This is a genomic window from Limnohabitans sp. G3-2, from assembly GCF_002778275.1.
Classification (GTDB): Bacteria; Pseudomonadota; Gammaproteobacteria; order Burkholderiales; family Burkholderiaceae_C; genus Limnohabitans_A.
In genome coordinates, this window is sequence record NZ_NESG01000003.1 from 228,236 (window position 1) to 246,151 (window position 17,916).

Consider the following 17,916-nt stretch of genomic DNA (forward strand, 5'->3'; position numbering starts at 1 on the left):
GTTCTCCTGAGGTCAATTCAGCGTTGTGGGGTCCGTGGGGGCGCGGCCTGCAAGTCGAGGTTCCAATTTTGGCCCACCAATTCGTGGCCAAAAGACCGGTGCTTTTCTTCAGCCACCAAGACAAAACCAGAGGCCTGGTAAATGCGCAGAGCGGCCAGCAAAATGTCGTTGGTCCACAGCGTCAAGGTCTGGTACCCCTTGGCGCGGGCAAAGGCGATGCATGCCTGCGTCAGGCCCTGACCCAAGCCCTGTCCGCGTGCGTGGGGTTCGACATACAACAGGCGCAGCTTGGCCACTTGCTCAGAGACCTTGACCAGAAACACCGAGCCCACGATCTGGCCATCGATTTCGGCGATCCATGCGTTCTCCCAGGCAGGGTCAAAGTTTTGAACAAACTGGGCACCGATCTCTGCCACCAGGGCCTCGAAGGTGCCGTCCCAGCCGTATTCCTGCGCGTACAAAATACCTTGCCGATGCGCCACCCATCCGATGTCGCCCACTTGCAGGCCGCGCAATGTCCATGAGGGGGTCATGTGGATTTTCCGTCTTCGTAGCGTTGCCCAAGGGCCAGCAATTGGGGCGTTTCAATGGCGGCGTTCAGCCCATCGAAGTCCAGCATCTTGTCTTGCCAAGGGCGCGTGGTCTGGTGGGCATGCAAGCTGGCATAGTAGCCCTGAAGGGTGTGCAGCACCGCCCTCGCCGTGCCACCGGGAAAAATCACGATCTTGAACCCGCGCTCGCCCAACTCGGCGGCGCTTTGCACCGGCGTTTTGCCACCTTCGACCATGTTGGCCAACAGGGGCACACGCCCAGCAAACTGGGCGCAGGCGCGGTTCATTTGTTCATCCGAACGCAGTGCTTCGATGAACAGCGCATCGACCCCGCATTCCAAATACCGCTCGGCTCGTTCCAACGCCGCGTCCAGTCCTTCCACGGCCACCGCATCGGTGCGGGCCAAGATCAATGTGTTGTGGTCATGGCGGGCATCCAGGGCTGCACGCAGCTTGCCTTGCATTTCCGCCACCGGCACCACGCCCTTGCCATCCAGGTGACCGCAACGTTTGGGGAAAGTCTGGTCTTCGATTTGGATCATGGCAGCCCCTGCCCGCTCGAAATCTCGCACCGTGCGCTGGGTGTTGAGCGCATTGCCAAAGCCGGTGTCGGCGTCCACGATGACCGGAATGCGCACCCGGTCGGTGATGTGCGCCAAGGTCTGTGCCACTTCGGTGGCGGTGGTCAGACCAATGTCGGAGCGGCCCAGGCGCGTGTAGGCCACCGAAGCACCCGACAAATAAACCGCCTCAAACCCCGCTTGCTGGGCCACCAGCGCGGTGAGCGCGTCGTAAACACCGGGCGCCAGCAAGGCCTGCGCTTGCTGCAGGCGCTGCGCCAAATTGTGCGGCTGGTTCATGCTGCCGAATCCTTCAAAATTTGTTGTGCCGTGTGGGCTGCGATGTGCCCGCCCGCGATGGCGCTGAGCAGGCCATTGCCCGACAAATAGCCCCACACCGCTGGCCCGGACACGCCCCGCGCTGCGCCGCCTGCGGCCAGCAAGTTGGGCAAGGGCGTGCCGTCTTGGCGCAGCACACGGGTGTGCGCGTCGATGTCCAAACCGCCCTGGGTGTGGAACAAAGCGCCCGTCACCTTGATGGCATGGAACGGGGCTTGCAGTGCGCGCTTGAAGGTGCGGCCTGTGGCCGGATCGGTGCCGGTCTGCACCGCGTTCAAGGTGGCTTGCAAAGCGTCTGCTGGGCAGCCGATCAGTTGGGCCAGGGCCGCCGCATCGCTCGCGTGCTGCACCGCACCCGCGCCTTGCGCCGCCACAAAATCCGGAAAGTCCTGCGCAAAATTCAAAAGCGCATCGTCCAACACGTTCCAGGCCACACCGCCCGGCTGCGCCAGCACATGCACCGCTGCCTCCGAGTAACCCTGGGTTTCGTCGTGAAAGCGCTGGCCTTGGGCGTTGATCTGCACACCGCCCTCCATCATCAGCGCCCATGAAATCAAAGCCCCTTGTGGCACAGCCCATGAGCCGTGGCCTTGGTACGCCCCCAAGTCGGCCAGGCGTGCGCCCAGCTGCTGGCCCCAAGCCAAAGCGCTGCCGTCGTTGCCCACATGGCCCGCATAGGTGGCCTCGGCCATCTCGGGCAGCATCTCTTTCACCATGGCCGAAGCGCCACCAAAGCCATTGCAGGCCAGCAGCACGGCGTCGCACCGGATGCGCTCGGTCTGGCCATCGGGCCTGACAAATCCCACACCATGGATGCGCTGCGCGCCATCGGCCCACAGCTCTGTGACCTGCGCCTGGGTGAGCACCACCACGCCCAGGGCATCGGCCGCCGCTTGCAGGCGGCTCATCAAGCCTGCGCCGGTTTTTTCAGGCACGGCGTGCATGCGGTGGGCGCTGTGGCCTGGGTACAAAAAATTGTCCAACACTTGCCAGGGCAGGCCGTGGTGTGCGGCCAGCGCGTCCATGGCGGGGCCGATGTTTTGGGCATAGGCTTGCACCAAGTGTGGGGCGGCCTGACCGTGGGCCTTGGCCTGGATGTCCGCAGCGAACGCCTCGACACTGTCGGTGATCCCTTGGGCCTGTTGCACCTGCGTGCCAGGCGCCGGAATGAAACCTGAGGACAAAGCCGTGGAGCCGGCTGCAAACGCATCACGCTCCAGCACCACACAGTCCACACCCAAGCGGTGCAAGGCCAGCGCGGCAGTGAGACCACAAGCGCCTGCGCCCACGATCACCACGGGGGTGTGGTCCTCGGCTTGCAAATCAGCAGCCCGGCGAACTTGCGGCAGCGGCACGCGCATGGTGTCAGCCCAGTTGTTGCAAAAAAGTGGCGCTGTCCATCACATCGGCCACCGAGCCCATGTCGGCCAGTGCCGCTTGGTGCGCGGCTTCGCTGAAGGCGGCACAACCGTCCGACAACACAATGGCGTGGTAGTCGCGCACATGCGCATCGCGCACCGTGCTCGCCACGCCGCCGTTGGTGACAATGCCGCACACCACCAGGGTGTCGATGCCCGACTTCTTCAGCACCCAATCGAGCTGCGTGTTGAAGAAGGCCGAATACGCCACCTTGAACACCGACACATCGACCAGCGGTGCCAGCAGGTCCACATTGGCCTGCCCTCGGCTGCCGGGTGCGAAGTCACCCTGGCGCAAAAATGGACGCCGCTCTTTCAGGTGTGCCGAAATCATCGGCTCGCCCTGCGCGTTGGGCCACAGCGTGAACAGGCTGGCCGTGACCAAACCGCCATGGGCTTTGATGGCGCGTGCCACCGGGGCCATGCGCTCGGGCAACTTGACCGCCTCGGCGCTCAAGGTGTTGCCCCGGGCATACGCACCATCGGGGGCCAGAAAATCGTTTTGCAGGTCCACCATGACCATGCCCAGTTTGGCGGTCTTCAGGTTCATGCGCTGCGCTCCACCAAGAGGTTGCCCAGTTTGTCCACACGGCCTTCAAAACCGGGTTCGAGCCACACGGTCGTGTCGGGCTGCTCCAAAATCGCCGGGCCCTGCACCACCGTGCCCACGGGCAGGCTCAAGCGCTCGTAGCGCTGCGCCGTCCACCATTGGCCTTGGTGGTACACCTGCTGATCGCCCACGGGGGTGGTGCGGCCCTCGCCCTGCGGCGCCAGCACCGCCAGGTCGAACTTGGGGCGCCGGCCAATGCGGGCGTAGCGCAGGTTCATCACGCGAATGACCGGGCCTTGCAGCACACGGCCAAAAGCGTGCTGGTAAGCCGCTTCAAACGCAGCCAACAAACCCGCCGCATTCAGAGCTTCGCGCTTGACGGGCACTTGCAAGGTGTGCGTCTGGCCCATGTAGAGCATGTCAAAGCTGATGACTTCGTCCACCCGCACAAAGTTGACTCCGGCGGAATCGAGGCGCAACTGGCAAGCTTCGGCCAGGGTGTCCACGCGCTGCAGCAAAGCAGGCCAAGCCACATCGGCCAAAGCCACGTTCAGGGTTTGCACCGCGTCGTGGCGCATGTCGGCCATGACGCAACCCAGCGCCGACGTGACGCCTGGGTAACGCGGCACGATGCCGGTGGTCACGCCCACCTCGCGCATCATGGCGCAGACATGCAATCCGCCGCCGCCGCCAAAGGGCATGTAGGCAAACTGGCGTGGATCGTGGCCGCGCTCAATCGACACCACGCGGATGGCGCCTGCCATGCGGGCATTGGCCACCGTCAAAATCGCTTCGGCTGCGGCCAGCGCCGTCAAGCCCAAGGGCTCGGCCACATGCTGGGCAATCGCTTGTTCGGACAAACCTGAGTCGAGCTTTTGCAGCAGACCGCCACCCAAAGGGCGGTCGGCTGCGATGCGGCCCAACAGCACATTGGCATCGGTCACCGTGGGGCGGGTGTTGCCGCGCCCGTAGCAGGCGGGGCCGGGAATACTGCCCGCCGACTCGGGGCCGACCTGCAACATGCCGCCCGCATCGACCGAGGCGATCGAGCCGCCGCCGGCACCGATGGTCTCGATCTGGATCATGGGCGAGCGCACCACCAAGCCAAACTCGATGGAGGTTTGCGCAGCGAGTGCCGCTTCGCCTGCGGCCACCAGCGACACGTCAAACGAGGTGCCGCCGATGTCGCCGGTGATGACGTTTGCAAAACCCGAGGCGCGCGCAATTTCGGCGCAGGCCATCACACCCGCAGCCGGCCCGGACAGCGCGGTGCGCACCGGCACATCGCAAGCGGTCTGGCGCGACATCACGCCACCATTGCTTTGCACAATGAGCAGCTCTCCGCCAAAGCCTTGGGCACGCAAATCGCCATCGAGGCGCTGCAAATAGCTGCCCACCACGGGTTGCAAAGCGGCGTTGAGTGTGGCGGTGGAGCAGCGCTCAAACTCACGGATCTCGGGCAGCACTTCACTGGCCGCGGTCACATAGCTGTTGGGCCACATCTCGCGCACTGCGGCCACCGCAGATTGCTCGTTGCCCGGGTTGGCATAGGCGTGCACAAAAAACACGCACACGGCCTCACACCCCTCGGCCAAGAGCGCGCGGGCCTGTTCACGCACCTGGTCCAGATTCACAGGCGTGTGCAACTGGCCGTCGGCCAGCACACGCTCGTCCACCTCCAGCCGCCAAGCGCGGGGCACCACCGGGGTGTAGCTGCCGCGCAGGCCCCAGGTTTGGGGTCGGTCGCGCCGGCGCATTTCCAGCACGTCGCGAAATCCGCGTGTGGTGATGATGCCCGTGCGGGCGATCTTGCGTTCCAGCAAAGCGTTGGTGCCCACCGTGGTGCCGTGCACGATGGTGGCAATCTCTTGGGCCCCATCGGCTCCGGTGTTGCCGGTCACCTTGGCGATGCCGTTCATGAAGCCTCGGGCTTCTTCGCCCCGGGTCGAGGGCACTTTCACGATGCGCGCTTGGCCGGTTTTCTCGTCCAGCACAAACAGGTCGGTGAAGGTCCCACCCACATCCACGCCCACCACCCAATGGGGTTGGTTCAATATTGGCTCACTCATGCTTGTTCCTTGGTGTATCCCAGTGTGGTGTCGCGGGCACGGTCATGTTCTGTGCGCTGCGCCGGTGCACCCCAGCCTCCGCCACCGGGCGTTTGCAGGCGCACGCGGTCGCCTTTTTTCAGGTGAATGCCCAGCATCTTGGAGACCATGGGCGGTGTTTTCCACTCGCCGTTCTGGCAGTACTCGAACACATTGGGCAGTGCAGGCTGACCGCCGTGGATGCCCTTGGGGGCCGACTTGCCACGCTCGCCAAAGATGAAGGCCTCGGCGCTGTCTTCGAGCAACTCGATTTCGTAAATCGCACCCAAACCGCCACGGTGCTGACCGTCGCCACCCGAGCCGGGGCGCAAGGCCCACTGCGTGAAGCGCACCGGGTAGGCCGCTTCCAGAATTTCCATGGGCGGGATGGTGGCGGTCGAGATCGGTGCGTTGCCGTGCGACAAGCCATCGCCGTCTGAGTGGCCGCCATGTCCGCCGCCAAAGAAGCTGAACATCACCCAGCGCTGGCCTTGGCGTTTTTCATCGGTGCGATGGCCCGCGATCGACAAGGCGTTGATGGTGCCGTAGGCATGGGCCACAGCCCGCTGCGGATCGGCCAAGGCCGTGGCGCTGAAAATCACGTCGATCATGCGCAAAATGGTTTCGGTGTAGCCGCCCACCGGACGCGGACGCGAAGCGCTGATGACCAGGCCATCGGGGATCACGAAGTCCACCGCATCGAGCACGCCCGCGTTGGCCGGCACATCGGGGAACACATGCTTCAAGGCCACATAGCAAGCCGCCACCGCTGTGGCGCGCGAGATGTTCACCGGGCCTGCGCACTGCGCCGAGGTGCGGGAAAAGTCCAAGGTCAGACGGTCACCGGCCACGGTCATGTCCAGCGCAATCGTCAGCAACTCGTCTTTCACGCCGTCGTTGTCCAGCACGTCCTCAAAGCTGTAGCAACCATCGGGCAGGCTGCCGATGTGCGAACGCATCAAGCGCACAGCGCGGGTGCGCAGCTCCACCAGCGCCTGGGCCACTTTGGTGTCGCCGTATTCATCAAGCAAGCCGTCCAGGCGGCGCGCGCCCAATTCGAGCGCGGCCAGCTGGCCGTTCAGGTCGCCCCACAGGCTGTCGGGCAAGCGGGTGTTGGCACGCAAGATGGCCAGCACATCGTCGTCCAGCACGCCGCCTCGCAAGATGCGCACCGGTGGGATCTGCACCGCCTCTTGCCAGCACTCGGTGGCCGCCGGGTTGTAGTTGCCGGGCACCGCGCCGCCCACGTCGTGCCAGTGCGCAGCCGATGCCAGAAAACAATACAGCTGACCGTTGCGAAAGCAAGGCTTGACCAACTTGAAATCGTTGGCGTGCGTGCCGCCTTCGTAGGGGTCGTTGAACAGCCACACATCACCCGGCTGCATGCCGCCGCGCTCAGAGGCCACGCGCATGGCCGCTCGCACGGCAAACGCCATGGCCCCCACAAACACGGGCAGACCAGACTTGCCCTGGATCAGGGTGTCCCCTGTGAGCGCGTCGTACAAGCCGTGGCACGCGTCGTGCGCCTCGGCAATGATGGGGTTGAAAGCACTTCGGTACAGCGTCGCGTCCATCTCGTCGGCGATTTGCTCTAAGCGGCCGCGCAGCACGGCCAAAGTGACCGGGTCCATCACAGGTTCAATCGGGTTCATGCAGACTTTCTTTGTTTGAGCAGCGGCAACAAGCCACCGGCATCGACCATGTCCATCAAAAAATCAGGGATCGGCGCACAGGCCAAGCGTTGACCATTGGCGCGAATCACCACCGGGGTCTCGCCTTCAAACGACACCCCCACACGCTCACCCTCTTCGATCAGATCGGCTTGTGGGCATGTCAACAGCAACAGCCCCAAGTTGAAGGCGTTGCGGAAATACAGGCCGCTGTAAGACGGTGCGACCACCGCAGCCAAGCCCAAATGCCGCAGCACACCGGCAGCCTGCTCGCGGGAAGAGCCAATGCCAAAATTGGCCCCGGCCACGATCACATCGCCCTCGCGCACCCCGGATGCGAAGTCGCTGCGCACCGCTTCCAGGCAATGCCAGCCAATCACTTCCAGCCCATGCTTCATGTAGGCACCTGGGGCCAAGGCATCGGTGTCCACATCGGCACCCAGACGCCACACCCTGGCCTTGTCCAATGTGCGCTGTGTCATGCCAGCACCTCGCGTGCATCGCTGATGCGCCCGCGCAAAGCCGAGGCTGCCACGGTGTAGGGCGAGGCCAAATACACATTCACGCTGGCCGGACCCATGCGGCCTTTGAAGTTGCGGGCAGTGGTCGAGATCACGGTGGCGCCTTCCGGGAAAGTGGCACCGTAACCGGCACACGCACCGCAGCTGTTGGGCAGCACCGTGGCCCCCGCGTCCAGCAAGGTTTGCATCACACCTTCTTGTGTGGCCTGTGCTTGCTCGCGGGCGCTGGCGGGCGCCACCATGAGCTGCACCCCTGAGGCCACACGCTGGCCTTTGAGCACGGATGCGGCGGCCCGCAGGTCTTCCAATTTGGCACCGGTGCAGGCGCCGATGTAGGCAATGGAGGGCATCACCTCCGAAAAATCGGCCACGTCCCGCGTGTTGGCGGGGCTGTGCGGCGCGGCCACTTGGGGGCTGAGGGTGCTGGCATCAAAGCTGTGCTGTTCAAACTCAGCGTCTTCATCGGTGTGACAAGGCTCGGACCCCGACCCATGCGCCGGCTCCACGCCCACACCCCGCAGGTAGTTCAAAGTGGTCTCGTCCGCCGCGATCAAACCCGCCTGCGCGCCCATCTCGGCGCTCATATTGGACAGCGTCATGCGTTCGGCCATGGACAGGGCCTGCACCGCTGGCCCTGCAAACTCCACCGCCTGGTATTGACCGCCGTTCATGCCAAAGCGCCCCACCATGTGCAGCATCATGTCTTTGGCCGAGACGCCGCGGCGCAAGCGCCCTGACCAGTGCATGCGCAAAGTGCGCGGCACCTGGACCCAGATCTGACCGGTGACGCAAACGCCCAGCATTTCGGTGGCGCCAATGCCGAACATGTAGCAACCAAAAGCGCCCCCCGTGGGCGAATGCGAATCGCCGCCCACACAAAACATGCCGGGCTTCAAATGGCCCCGCTCTGGCAGCACCACATGGCAAATGCCTTCGCTGTCGATCACATGCGGCAGCTTCCACTGCTTGGCCGTGTCGCGCGTCATCTGGATGATTTTTTGCGCGTCGGCATCTTGTGCGGGCACATAGTGGTCCAGCACCAGCACCACTTTGTTTTTGTCCCAAATCTCGGCCCCCAACTCGTCGAGCATGGGCTTCAAACGCCTGGGCCCGGAAGAGTCGTGGAACATGGCCAGGTCAACCTTGCAGGTGACCACCTCGCCCACGGCCACATGGCTGCGCCCTGCAGCACGGGCAATCAACTTTTGAGCCAGGGTTTGAGGCTGAAGTGCGGTGGTGCTCATTCGGGTTTGGCTCCGGCGTACTGGACCACCGCGCGCCAGCGCACGATCTCGCTGTCCACAAAGCGGGCGAACTCTTCTGGGCTGTTGCCCACGGGCGTCGCGCCCTCGTGTTCGATGCGGCGCCTGACTTCGGGTGACTGCACCGCAGCGCGGGCGGCATCGGCCAATCGGCGGGTCAATTCGGGGCTCATGCGGCCCGGGCCAAACAAACCAAACCAGGCGCTCGACTCGTAACCCGGCAAGCTCTCACCAATGGTGGGCACCTGGGGAAATGCCGCCAAACGCTTGGCACTGGTCACCCCCAGGGCCTTGAGCTTGCCCGCCTTGATGTGCGACTGCACATTGCCAATGGCCGCGAACATCAACTCCACCTGCCCGGCCAAAACGTCTTGGACGGCAGGGGCTGTGCCGCGGTAGGGGATGTTGAGGATGTAGGCGCCCGACTTCATCTTGAATGCGTCACCCGCCATGTGCAAGGACGAGCCCAGTGCGCCAATCGCAAAATTCAATTGGCCCGGCTTGGACTTGGCCAGCGCGATCAATTCCTGCACATTGTTGGCCGCCACCTTGGGGTGCGCGACCAGCACAGAGGGCGACGTGGACACCATGGTCAGTGGCGTGAAGTCCTTCACCGGATCAAAAGGCAAACTGGGATACAGCGAAGCGTTGATGGCATGGCTGGTAAAGCTCATGAGCAGCGTGTTGCCATCGGGAGCGGCCTTGGCCACGGCGTCGGCGGCCAGATTGCCACCCGCGCCGGGCTTGTTCTCGACCACCACAGTGCGGCCCAGCTGCGTGCCCATGACCTGCGCCAACGTGCGGGCCATGGTGTCGGTGGTGCCGCCTGCGGGGGCGCCCACCAAGATTTTGATGGGCTGCTGTGAGGGGGTCTGGGCCCAGCCATGCGTGGCCAGACAGACCACGGCCGAGCTCCAAACCCAAGCGCGGCGTGAAATCATCGGGGTGCGTCTCATCCAAATTCCTCTGTGTCCCATAGTCAAACAGGCTGCTCGTTTCCAATCGCTGGCCCGCTCATGGCCGGCTGCGCACCAGGGCCTGCAGCCAGCGCAGTCGATGCGCCTCACATGCCCAAATAAGCCTGCCTGAGCGTGTCACTCGCCAGCAACTCGGCCGGTGTGCCCGTGAACCGAATCTGTCCGTTTTCCATCACATAAGCGCGGTCGGCAATGTCCAGCGACTGCCCGACGTTTTGCTCGACCAACAAGACCGCCAAACCACTGCTGCGCAACTGCGCAATGAGGCCAAACATTTCTTCCACCAGCAAAGGCGACAAGCCGAGCGATGGCTCATCCAAAATCAGCAAACGCGGCTCGGCCATCAATCCCCTGCCAATGGCCAGCATTTGCTGCTCACCACCGCTCAAAGTGCCTGCCAACTGGGCCACGCGCTCTTTCAAGCGCGGGAAGGTGTCGTAAACCTTGGCCAGGTTCTGGGCGCGGCGTTCGCGTCCGCGGGTGAAGGCCCCCAACTCCAAGTTTTCATGAACACTCAAGTTGGGGAAAACCTTGCGGCCCTCGGGCACCTGAATCAAACCTTGTTTGACCACCTCTTGGCTGTGCAGGCCGGTGATGTTCTGCCCGTCAAATTCCACCTGACCCGCGCGTGTGACCACGAGACCACTGAGGGTGTGGTTGAGGGTGGTCTTGCCTGCACCGTTGCTGCCCAAGAGCGCCACCAACTCGCCCGGCATGACCTGCAGGTCCACGCCCCGCAAGACCTCGACCACGCCGTAGCCGGACTTGAGGCCCTGCACTTTCAACAAAGCGTTCATGCCTGTGCCTCCTGCGCTGTTTTGGCTTGGGCCACGTTCTTTTGCAAGCGCTCGGCCGTGCCATGACCCAGATAAGCCTCCACCACGGCTTTGTTGTTGGTCACTTCAGCGGGGCTGCCTTGGGCAATCAGCTGCCCCTGCGCCAGCACCCAGACCTCTTGCGCCAAGCTCATGACCGCTTGCATGACGTGCTCGATCATCAGCACCGTCACGCCACTTTGGGCAATGCCTTGCACCACCGGAATCATCTCGGCAATCTCTTGCGGGTTAAGGCCTGCCAGCACCTCGTCCAGCAGCAGCAAACGGGGGCGCGTGGCCAGCGCACGGGCCAGCTCCAGGCGTTTGCGTCCTGCCACCGTGAGGTCGCTGGCCAGTTTGTCCAGTTGCGGACTCAGGCCCACTTGCTGCGCCACCGACTCGGCAAATTCCAGCGCTTGGGCGCGGCGCGGCAAATGCAGGTGCGCGCCCACCGCGATGTTTTCGCGCACCGTTTGCGCAGCAAAAGGCTGCACGATCTGGAAGGTGCGCGTCAGGCCCATGCGGGCGTTCAGGTGGGGTGCCTGGCCCGTGATGTCCTGGTCCGCGTACACCACACGGCCGGTGTCGGGCATGAGAAAGCCCGACATGAGTGCGAACAGGGTTGTTTTGCCCGCACCGTTGGGGCCAATCAAGGCACTCAGACGCCCCTCGGTCACCGACAGACTCACGTTTTGCACGGCCTTCAAGCCACCAAAGGACTTGCCCACGCCCTCGATCTGCAGCAGCGTGCTCATGATTTTTCTCCATCCGACTTGCTGCCGCGCAGCCATTGCATCGGTGTGATGGTGCCCAGCCCGGCAATGCCACGCGGCAAGAACATCACGATCACGATCAGCACCACGCCATAGATGACCATGTTGATGCCGGGCAGTTGCCCAAACAAATTGCGCGTCAGGTCGGCCAGAATGTGCAGGCTCACGGCGCCCAAAAGCGGCCCCCACAGCGTGCCCAAGCCCCCCACAATCGCGCCCACCAAGGCCTCGACCGAAGTGTGCGAACCAAAGGCGATACCCGGGTCGATGTACTGGAACACCTGCACATAAAACGCACCGCCAGCGCCCATCAAGCCGCCAGAGATCACCGTGGCCATCAACTTGACGCTGAAAGGATTCACGCCAATGGCGCGGGCCGCGTCTTCGTTGTCTCGCACCGCCTGCAGGTAAGCGCCAAAACGGGAGTGGCGCAGCCAAGCGGTGATGCACAGCGCCAAGGTGACCAGCGCCAGCATGAGCCAGATGAAGCCAGCGCGGTTGCCAAACTGCATGTTGGCCGCAGACTCTTTGAGCGGCAGCATCAGCCCCACGCCTGCACCGGTGAAAGGCACCGAAGTGGCCAGAATGCGGAACACCTCGGCAAAGGCCAAGGTGACCAGCGCGAAATAAGAACCCTTGAGGCCATAACGGAACGAGGCTGCGCCCACAAACGCCCCCACGCCCGCCGCGAAAGCCATGGCCAGCGGCAATGCCACCCAGGGGCTCAGGCCCCACTGCATTTGCGCAATGGCCTGGACATAAGCACCCGTGCCAAAGAACAGGGCGTGGCCGAAGGAGAACTGCCCACCAAATCCGCCCAACACGTTCCAGGCTTGTGAGAGCAAACAGGCGTAGAGCGCCGTCATGACGAAATTGAGCGCAACGCCCGACTGCGTGAACAAGGGCACGGCCCCCACCAGCAGCACAAACAGCGCAATGTGGCGAAAGTCTTTCATGCCTTCGCTCCAAAAAATCCTTGCGGCCTGAACATGAGCACCACAATGAAAATCACAAAAATACCCACTTGACCCAGCGACTCACCCAGCAGCAAGCCCCCGAGCGATTCGACAACGCCAATGAGCAAGCCGCCCAGCAAAGCGCCGGCAAAGCTGCCCATGCCGCCGAGCACCACAATCGTGAAAGCCACCAGCACAAAGCCGTTGCCCACTTGCGGGTTGACGTAATAGGCGGGCATCAAGAAACAAGCCGCCGCGCCCAGACTGGCCAGGCCCAAACCAAAGCACATGGCATAAACATGGTCCACATCAATGCCCATCAAACGCGCACCTTGCTTTTCTTTGGACACCGCGCGGATGGCGCGGCCCAAATCGGTTTTTTGCACGATGAGCAGCAGCACGGCTGACACCACCAAGGCACCGGCAAAAGACACCAACTTGGGCAGCGCAATGAAGGCGGGCCCGATCTCGACGGTCGTCAAGGTGTAGGCGGTCTCGATGGTGCGGGTGTCGGACTTGAAGAACAAAAGCGCCAGGTTTTCCAGCACGATGGAAATGCCCAGCGTGACCAGCAGGATGTTTTCATCCTTGCCGTGACTGGCGCGGTTGATCACACCACGCTGCAGGGCATAACCCAGCACAAACATGGCGGGCACCATGATGGGCAGGGCCATGTAGGGGTCGACCCCGAAGTGTTGCTTCAGCATGTAAACGCCATACAGCGCCACCATCAAAGACGCGCCGTGCGCGAAATTGATGATGTGCAGCACGCCATAGATCAGCGTGAGGCCCAGCGCGATCAGCGCATACACGGCACCGGTAGTGATGCCGTTGAGCACCGAAGGAAACAGGATGTTGAAGTCCAGCATCGGGGTCTTTCAGGTCAGCGCAGATCAGCCCTTGAGCGGGAACACGGGTTCCACTTCGCGGTAGTCGCGTGGCACGATCACCTTGATGTCGCCTTTGGTGACTTGGGTCATCAAAGGCTGTGCGCCCATGTTCTGGCCATTGACGAACTGCGTCGGGCCGTAGGGCATGATGTGGTTCGCAAATTTGCTCGAAGCCAATGCGTCCGTGATGGCAGCGCGGTCGGGCGACTTGGCGCGTTCAATCGCATCGGCCAACAGCATCATGGCGGTGTAGGTCATGAACACTTCGTAGCTGAAGAACTGGCCTTGTGCTTCGACGCGCTTTTTGAGTTCGGCCGAACGCTTGTCCTTGGGATTGAACCAGTGGTTGCAGTCAATGATGCCGTTGGCCGCTTCTGGAAATTCCTTGACGAACTTGTAGCTCGATGCCGCGCCACCCAACACCGAGTAGATGGCTTTGGGTGTGATTTTTTGCTGTTGCAAAGTGCGCACCAACAAGGCGTATTCGTTGTAGTAGTTGGCCGGAATCAGGATGTCTGGGTTGACCTGCTTGATGCGCAGCGCGATGTTGTTGAAGTCACGCGTGGGGTTGGCGTGCTTGATGATCTCTTTGACTTCGTAGCCGTAACCGGGCAGCTCTTTGGCCAGCAAGTTGGCCGTGCCTGTGCCAAACAGCGACTCTTCGTGCACGATCATCACGGTGCGGGCGGGTTTGCCAGCGGCGGTGTTGAGGGCGTGCAGGCTGGCAACAGCCACTTCAGCGCACTTCTTGTAACCCGGACCAAAGCGGAAGGTGTTTTTCAGGCCGCGCTCGACGATCTGATCGGCCACGCCGACGTCCACCACATGGGGCAGGTTGTATTTGGCCGCAGCCTGTGTGGTGGCCAGGCAGATGGCGGATGCAAAGGCACCCACGACGGCGCTCACGCCCGCTTCGTTCATTTTCTCGATCTCGGCCGTACCGGCTTGCGGGCTGGACTGCGCATCACCCAACATGGCTTCGATCTTGGCGCCACCGAGCGACTTGATGCCACCGGCCTTGTTGATGTCCTCAATCGCCATCAAAGCGCCCATGCGGCACTGCTGACCCGAATAAGCCAGGGCACCGGTCACGGGGTGCAAAACACCCACTTTGACAGGCTTGGGTTGAGCCCCACCCACCAGTGGAAACGCGAGCGCCGAGGCCGCAGCAGCGGACTGGCCCATGAAAGTGCGACGTGAGGTCATGAAAACATCCTTTAAGTAGGTCAATGAAAGTTAGCGGACAACTCTTGGCTTACCCACACCTTGGCATCGATGCTGCCAACGCGGGATAACTGCATCTGGTATTCGTACCGGTCCGGTCGGTACAAGCCATGCAGCCATTGGACGGGACGGTCGTCCTCGTCATAAATCAAACGCCGCACCGCCAACAAGGCCGATCCGACGGACACATCCAAATGCTGGGCCATGCCCACATCGGCCAGTCGGGCCGAAATGGTTTGCTCGGCCCGCCCCACCTTGACACCCGACTCCTCGAGCAGCACCAAAATGGGTTTTTGCGCCAACTCTCGCTTGCCAAAGCCAGCAGAAATCGAATGGGGCACCCACGTGGTGATGTGCGACAAAGGGCCCTCGGGCGTGCTGCGCACGCGCTCGGCTTTTTGGACCGTGGTCATGGCGGGCAACTTGAGCGCTGCAGCGACGTCCACCGGTGCACGCATGTGCTCCACACTGAGCACTTTGACCTTGGTGCGCATGCCCATGGTGACCAGGTTTTCCAGCAAACCCGTCAAGCGCGCCTGCTGGCCCGTGGCCATGGTGGAGGCCTGCATCTGCACCTGCTGCGAACGTGCCGACACAGGCCGCGTCCCGCGTCCAGGCTCTCGCTGAATCAGACCCTCTTCGGCCAGTTGCGACAGGGCCCGGCGCACCGTGACGCGGGCCACACCAAACTGCCCCATCAAGGCCATCTCACCGGGCAAGCCCTCGTCAAACCGCCCCTCGCGCAATTGCTCGCGCAGCACCAGATAGACCTGGTGGTATTTGGGCAAAGGCAGATGGGCATCCATGACCTGCATCGTGGAACAGTCCCATTGTCCTGTCAATAGGACATTCAGGTCTTATGCATAGGACATTTCATCAGGGATTTCCCTTGGTGCTGGATTTGTATGGGTATCGGCCTCGCTCCGCTTCTTTCAAAGCCTTGACCCGCGTCCTCAAGACGCGTAGCGCACCCGCAAATCCCGCTTGAGCAGTTTGCCACTCGGGTTCTTGGGCAGGGTGTCGGTGAAGACCACGCGCTTGGGGCACTTGAAGCCGGCCATGTGCTGGGCACAGTGGGCGATCACGGCCGCCTCGTCCAGCGTCTGCCCGGCCTTGACCACCACCACCGCGGTCACCGCCTCGACCCACTTGGGGTCGGGCAAACCAATCACCGCCACTTCGCTGACCTGGGGCAGGCGGTAGATCATTTCCTCCACCTCGCGGCTGGCCACGTTTTCACCGCCGGACTTGATCATGTCCTTCTTGCGGTCCACCACGGTGATGTAGCCTTCCTCGTCGATGAGCCCCAAATCGCCGCTGTGGAACCAGTCCCCTTCAAACGAAGCCTGGGTGCGCTCGTCGTCATGGAAGTAGCCCAGCATCAGGTGCGGCGAACGGTGCACGATCTCACCCACCTCGCCCACGGCCACGTCCTGCATGGCGTCGTTGACCACGCGCGTTTCGACGTTGCGCACGGCCTTGCCACACGAGCCCGGTTTGCGCAGCTGGTCGTCGGGGCCGAGCAGGGTGGCCAGCGGTGCGATCTCGGTCTGGCCATACAAATTCCACAAGCGCACTTGGGGCAGGCGCGCGGCCAGCTCTTTGAGCACCTCGACCGGCATGATGGACGCGCCGTAGTAGCCCTTGGCCAATTTGGAGAGCTTGCCTGCATCCATCAGCGGCGAGCGCAGCAGCGCAATCCACACGGTTGGGGGCGCAAAGAAGCTGGTGATGCCGAACTTCTCGAGCATGGGCAGCAGGTTGTCGGGCGTGGGCTTGGCGGTGATCACATTGGTGCTGCCCATGTAAATGGCCGGGCCAAAGAACACATCGAGCTGGGCGCAGTGGTACAGCGGCAGCGCGTGCAGGGCCACGTCCTGCTCGGCGATCTCGGCGTCGATCACGCAGCTGACGTATTGCCACATCACCGCATCGTGCGTGAGCTGTGCGCCCTTGGGGCTCGACTCGGTGCCGCTGGTGTAGACGATCTGCGCCACGTCGTAGCTGCCCAAGCGCAAATCGGGCAAGGGGTCGGTGCAAGCGGCCAGCACATCCAAGCTGTGCATGCCCGCCACAGGCTGGCTCGGGTCTTCGGACGGCAGCCAGATGAACTGCTCGACTTGCGTGTCCAGTTGGGAGGCCGACTGCGCCAGCTCGGCCAGGCCGCTGTCGGTGGCCAGCGTTTTGGCGCCGGCGTGCCGCAGGATGTAAGCCACTTCTTCCGCTTTGAGCATGAAGTTGATCGGCACCATGACCGCGCCCCGGCGCGCCAGCGCAAAGCGCAGCGCCGCAAAGCCGTGCGAATTGCGCGCCAGCACCGCCACCTTGTCTCCCTCGGCCACGCCGATGCGGGCCAGGCCTGCGGCCAGGCGCGTCACCAGGGCATCGAACTCGGCATAGGTCCAGGTGGTGGCACCGCACACGATGCCGGTTTTGCCAGGCAAACGGATCGCCGTGCGGCGCAGGGCATCGGCAATGGTCTGACGGCGAACGGCGGGGTGGATGGCGGTGGACATGTGGAGGGCTCCTGCATCGATATGATCCACACATTGAACATCAGACCCGCGAGATTTCCATTGGCACTTCCACCACCCTCCCCCCGAAAACTGTCACATACGCGAACCGTGGTGTACCAAGGCTTTGACCGCGAAGACGGTCTGTGGGACATCGAAGCCGAACTGACCGATGTGAAAACTTACGGCTTCATGGTGCCCAACGAGCGGCCTTTTCCGGCCAACGAGCCGATCCACGGGCTGAAAATCCGCGTCACGCTCAACAACAAGATGGTCATCCAGGACATCGCCACCGCGATGGACGACATCCCTCACCCCGAATGCGCCGGCGCCCCACACGGCATGCACAAACTGATTGGCCAAACCATGGGCCCGGGCTGGCGCAAGATCATCAACGAACACATCGGCGGCACCGAAGGCTGCACCCACTTGCGTGAACTGCTGTTCAACATGGCGACTGCCGCCTACCAGACCCTGCCCGCCGGCCAATGGCAGCGCCGCGAACAAGCCGGCCAGCCCCACCCCGACATCACAAAACCGCCCTACCACTTGGGCCAATGCCACAGCTGGGCCTATGACAGCCCCACGGTGCAAAGGGCGTATCCGATGTTTTTCAAGCCGAAGGCCGCTGAGGGTGCGGAAAACTGAGCTGGGGCCCGCCTGCGATAATCTGTACCTCCTGAAGCGCATTCGCGCTTTTCTTTTTCACAGCCTCTGGATCGACACCATGAACCGCTGCACTTTGGCCCCTCGTGGGCTTGCTTTGCTTTGCCTTGACTTCATCACCTCCCTTGAATCCGTGGAGGCCGC

17 protein-coding genes are annotated in these 17,916 nt (G+C 62.8%); 1 reads left to right on the top strand and 16 read right to left on the bottom strand.

Features of this window, described 5'->3' with window-relative positions:
* Positions 1 to 17: 17 nt before the first annotated feature.
* From B9Z31_RS05565 to B9Z31_RS05640, 16 genes are all read right to left on the bottom strand, one after another.
* Positions 18 to 533, bottom strand: a complete 516-nt coding sequence (locus tag B9Z31_RS05565; RefSeq protein WP_100118566.1) for a GNAT family N-acetyltransferase — start codon at positions 531 to 533, stop codon at positions 18 to 20.
* A complete protein-coding gene (locus B9Z31_RS05570) occupies positions 530 to 1,411 on the bottom strand; it encodes an oxaloacetate decarboxylase (protein ID WP_100118567.1) in 882 nt (293 codons plus the stop codon). Before B9Z31_RS05570 ends, B9Z31_RS05565 begins: the two co-directional genes overlap by 4 nt.
* The gene (locus tag B9Z31_RS05575) at positions 1,408 to 2,811 is read right to left on the bottom strand and encodes an FAD-dependent oxidoreductase (protein ID WP_100118568.1); all 1,404 of its coding nucleotides are present in this window, start codon (positions 2,809 to 2,811) and stop codon (positions 1,408 to 1,410) included. Before B9Z31_RS05575 ends, B9Z31_RS05570 begins: the two co-directional genes overlap by 4 nt.
* Positions 2,812 to 2,815: 4 nt before the next feature.
* Positions 2,816 to 3,418 carry a cysteine hydrolase family protein gene (locus tag B9Z31_RS05580; protein WP_100118569.1) on the bottom strand — a complete coding sequence of 201 codons (603 nt, stop codon included), beginning with the start codon at positions 3,416 to 3,418 and terminating at the stop codon, positions 2,816 to 2,818.
* A complete protein-coding gene (locus B9Z31_RS05585) occupies positions 3,415 to 5,487 on the bottom strand; it encodes a hydantoinase/oxoprolinase family protein (RefSeq protein ID WP_100118570.1) in 2,073 nt (690 codons plus the stop codon). Before B9Z31_RS05585 ends, B9Z31_RS05580 begins: the two co-directional genes overlap by 4 nt.
* Positions 5,484 to 7,157 (bottom strand): hydantoinase B/oxoprolinase family protein, encoded by a 1,674-nt coding sequence (locus B9Z31_RS05590; RefSeq protein ID WP_233200765.1) that lies wholly within the window; start codon positions 7,155 to 7,157, stop codon positions 5,484 to 5,486. The genes B9Z31_RS05585 and B9Z31_RS05590 overlap by 4 nt, the downstream gene beginning before the upstream one ends.
* Positions 7,154 to 7,657 (bottom strand): 3-isopropylmalate dehydratase, encoded by a 504-nt coding sequence (locus B9Z31_RS05595; protein WP_100118571.1) that lies wholly within the window; start codon positions 7,655 to 7,657, stop codon positions 7,154 to 7,156. Before B9Z31_RS05595 ends, B9Z31_RS05590 begins: the two co-directional genes overlap by 4 nt.
* Positions 7,654 to 8,940 carry a 3-isopropylmalate dehydratase large subunit gene (locus B9Z31_RS05600; protein ID WP_100118572.1) on the bottom strand — a complete coding sequence of 429 codons (1,287 nt, stop codon included), beginning with the start codon at positions 8,938 to 8,940 and terminating at the stop codon, positions 7,654 to 7,656. The genes B9Z31_RS05595 and B9Z31_RS05600 overlap by 4 nt, the downstream gene beginning before the upstream one ends.
* Complete coding sequence (locus B9Z31_RS05605; protein WP_100118573.1) at positions 8,937 to 9,914, bottom strand: tripartite tricarboxylate transporter substrate binding protein; 978 nt, start codon at positions 9,912 to 9,914, stop codon at positions 8,937 to 8,939. Before B9Z31_RS05605 ends, B9Z31_RS05600 begins: the two co-directional genes overlap by 4 nt.
* A 107-nt stretch (positions 9,915 to 10,021) precedes the next feature.
* Positions 10,022 to 10,732 carry an ABC transporter ATP-binding protein gene (locus B9Z31_RS05610; protein ID WP_100118574.1) on the bottom strand — a complete coding sequence of 237 codons (711 nt, stop codon included), beginning with the start codon at positions 10,730 to 10,732 and terminating at the stop codon, positions 10,022 to 10,024.
* Entirely contained in the window at positions 10,729 to 11,505 is a 777-nt protein-coding gene (locus B9Z31_RS05615; RefSeq protein ID WP_369804642.1) for an ABC transporter ATP-binding protein, read from the bottom strand. The genes B9Z31_RS05610 and B9Z31_RS05615 overlap by 4 nt, the downstream gene beginning before the upstream one ends.
* Positions 11,502 to 12,479, bottom strand: coding sequence for a branched-chain amino acid ABC transporter permease (locus B9Z31_RS05620; RefSeq protein ID WP_100118575.1), 978 nt, complete (start codon positions 12,477 to 12,479; stop codon positions 11,502 to 11,504). Before B9Z31_RS05620 ends, B9Z31_RS05615 begins: the two co-directional genes overlap by 4 nt.
* Positions 12,476 to 13,348 (bottom strand): branched-chain amino acid ABC transporter permease, encoded by an 873-nt coding sequence (locus tag B9Z31_RS05625; RefSeq protein ID WP_100118576.1) that lies wholly within the window; start codon positions 13,346 to 13,348, stop codon positions 12,476 to 12,478. Before B9Z31_RS05625 ends, B9Z31_RS05620 begins: the two co-directional genes overlap by 4 nt.
* A gap of 24 nt (positions 13,349 to 13,372) precedes the next feature.
* Positions 13,373 to 14,575: an ABC transporter substrate-binding protein gene (locus B9Z31_RS05630; RefSeq protein WP_100118577.1), complete on the bottom strand. Its 1,203-nt coding sequence runs from the start codon at positions 14,573 to 14,575 to the stop codon at positions 13,373 to 13,375.
* Positions 14,576 to 14,595: 20 nt separating this feature from the next.
* Entirely contained in the window at positions 14,596 to 15,399 is an 804-nt protein-coding gene (locus tag B9Z31_RS05635; RefSeq protein WP_199174438.1) for a GntR family transcriptional regulator, read from the bottom strand.
* Between the two features lie 147 nt (positions 15,400 to 15,546).
* Entirely contained in the window at positions 15,547 to 17,109 is a 1,563-nt protein-coding gene (locus tag B9Z31_RS05640; protein WP_199174439.1) for an acyl-CoA synthetase, read from the bottom strand.
* Between the two features lie 60 nt (positions 17,110 to 17,169).
* On the opposite strand from B9Z31_RS05640, the gene B9Z31_RS05645 reads away from it, so the two are divergent.
* Positions 17,170 to 17,754 carry a DUF2889 domain-containing protein gene (locus B9Z31_RS05645; protein ID WP_233200767.1) on the top strand — a complete coding sequence of 195 codons (585 nt, stop codon included), beginning with the start codon at positions 17,170 to 17,172 and terminating at the stop codon, positions 17,752 to 17,754.
* Positions 17,755 to 17,916 lie beyond the last annotated feature (162 nt).

Bases quoted from the DNA above. Each gene is read 5' to 3' on its own strand.
- B9Z31_RS05565 (WP_100118566.1), bottom strand. From the start codon at position 533: ATGACCCCCTCATGGACATTGCGCGGCCTGCAAGTGGGCGACATCGGA.
- B9Z31_RS05570 (WP_100118567.1), bottom strand. From the start codon at position 1,411: ATGAACCAGCCGCACAATTTGGCGCAGCGCCTGCAGCAAGCGCAGGCC.
- B9Z31_RS05575 (WP_100118568.1), bottom strand. From the start codon at position 2,811: ATGCGCGTGCCGCTGCCGCAAGTTCGCCGGGCTGCTGATTTGCAAGCC.
- B9Z31_RS05580 (WP_100118569.1), bottom strand. From the start codon at position 3,418: ATGAACCTGAAGACCGCCAAACTGGGCATGGTCATGGTGGACCTGCAA.
- B9Z31_RS05585 (WP_100118570.1), bottom strand. From the start codon at position 5,487: ATGAGTGAGCCAATATTGAACCAACCCCATTGGGTGGTGGGCGTGGAT.
- B9Z31_RS05590 (WP_233200765.1), bottom strand. From the start codon at position 7,157: ATGAACCCGATTGAACCTGTGATGGACCCGGTCACTTTGGCCGTGCTG.
- B9Z31_RS05595 (WP_100118571.1), bottom strand. From the start codon at position 7,657: ATGACACAGCGCACATTGGACAAGGCCAGGGTGTGGCGTCTGGGTGCC.
- B9Z31_RS05600 (WP_100118572.1), bottom strand. From the start codon at position 8,940: ATGAGCACCACCGCACTTCAGCCTCAAACCCTGGCTCAAAAGTTGATT.
- B9Z31_RS05605 (WP_100118573.1), bottom strand. From the start codon at position 9,914: ATGAGACGCACCCCGATGATTTCACGCCGCGCTTGGGTTTGGAGCTCG.
- B9Z31_RS05610 (WP_100118574.1), bottom strand. From the start codon at position 10,732: ATGAACGCTTTGTTGAAAGTGCAGGGCCTCAAGTCCGGCTACGGCGTG.
- B9Z31_RS05615 (WP_369804642.1), bottom strand. From the start codon at position 11,505: ATGAGCACGCTGCTGCAGATCGAGGGCGTGGGCAAGTCCTTTGGTGGC.
- B9Z31_RS05620 (WP_100118575.1), bottom strand. From the start codon at position 12,479: ATGAAAGACTTTCGCCACATTGCGCTGTTTGTGCTGCTGGTGGGGGCC.
- B9Z31_RS05625 (WP_100118576.1), bottom strand. From the start codon at position 13,348: ATGCTGGACTTCAACATCCTGTTTCCTTCGGTGCTCAACGGCATCACT.
- B9Z31_RS05630 (WP_100118577.1), bottom strand. From the start codon at position 14,575: ATGACCTCACGTCGCACTTTCATGGGCCAGTCCGCTGCTGCGGCCTCG.
- B9Z31_RS05635 (WP_199174438.1), bottom strand. From the start codon at position 15,399: ATGGATGCCCATCTGCCTTTGCCCAAATACCACCAGGTCTATCTGGTG.
- B9Z31_RS05640 (WP_199174439.1), bottom strand. From the start codon at position 17,109: ATGTCCACCGCCATCCACCCCGCCGTTCGCCGTCAGACCATTGCCGAT.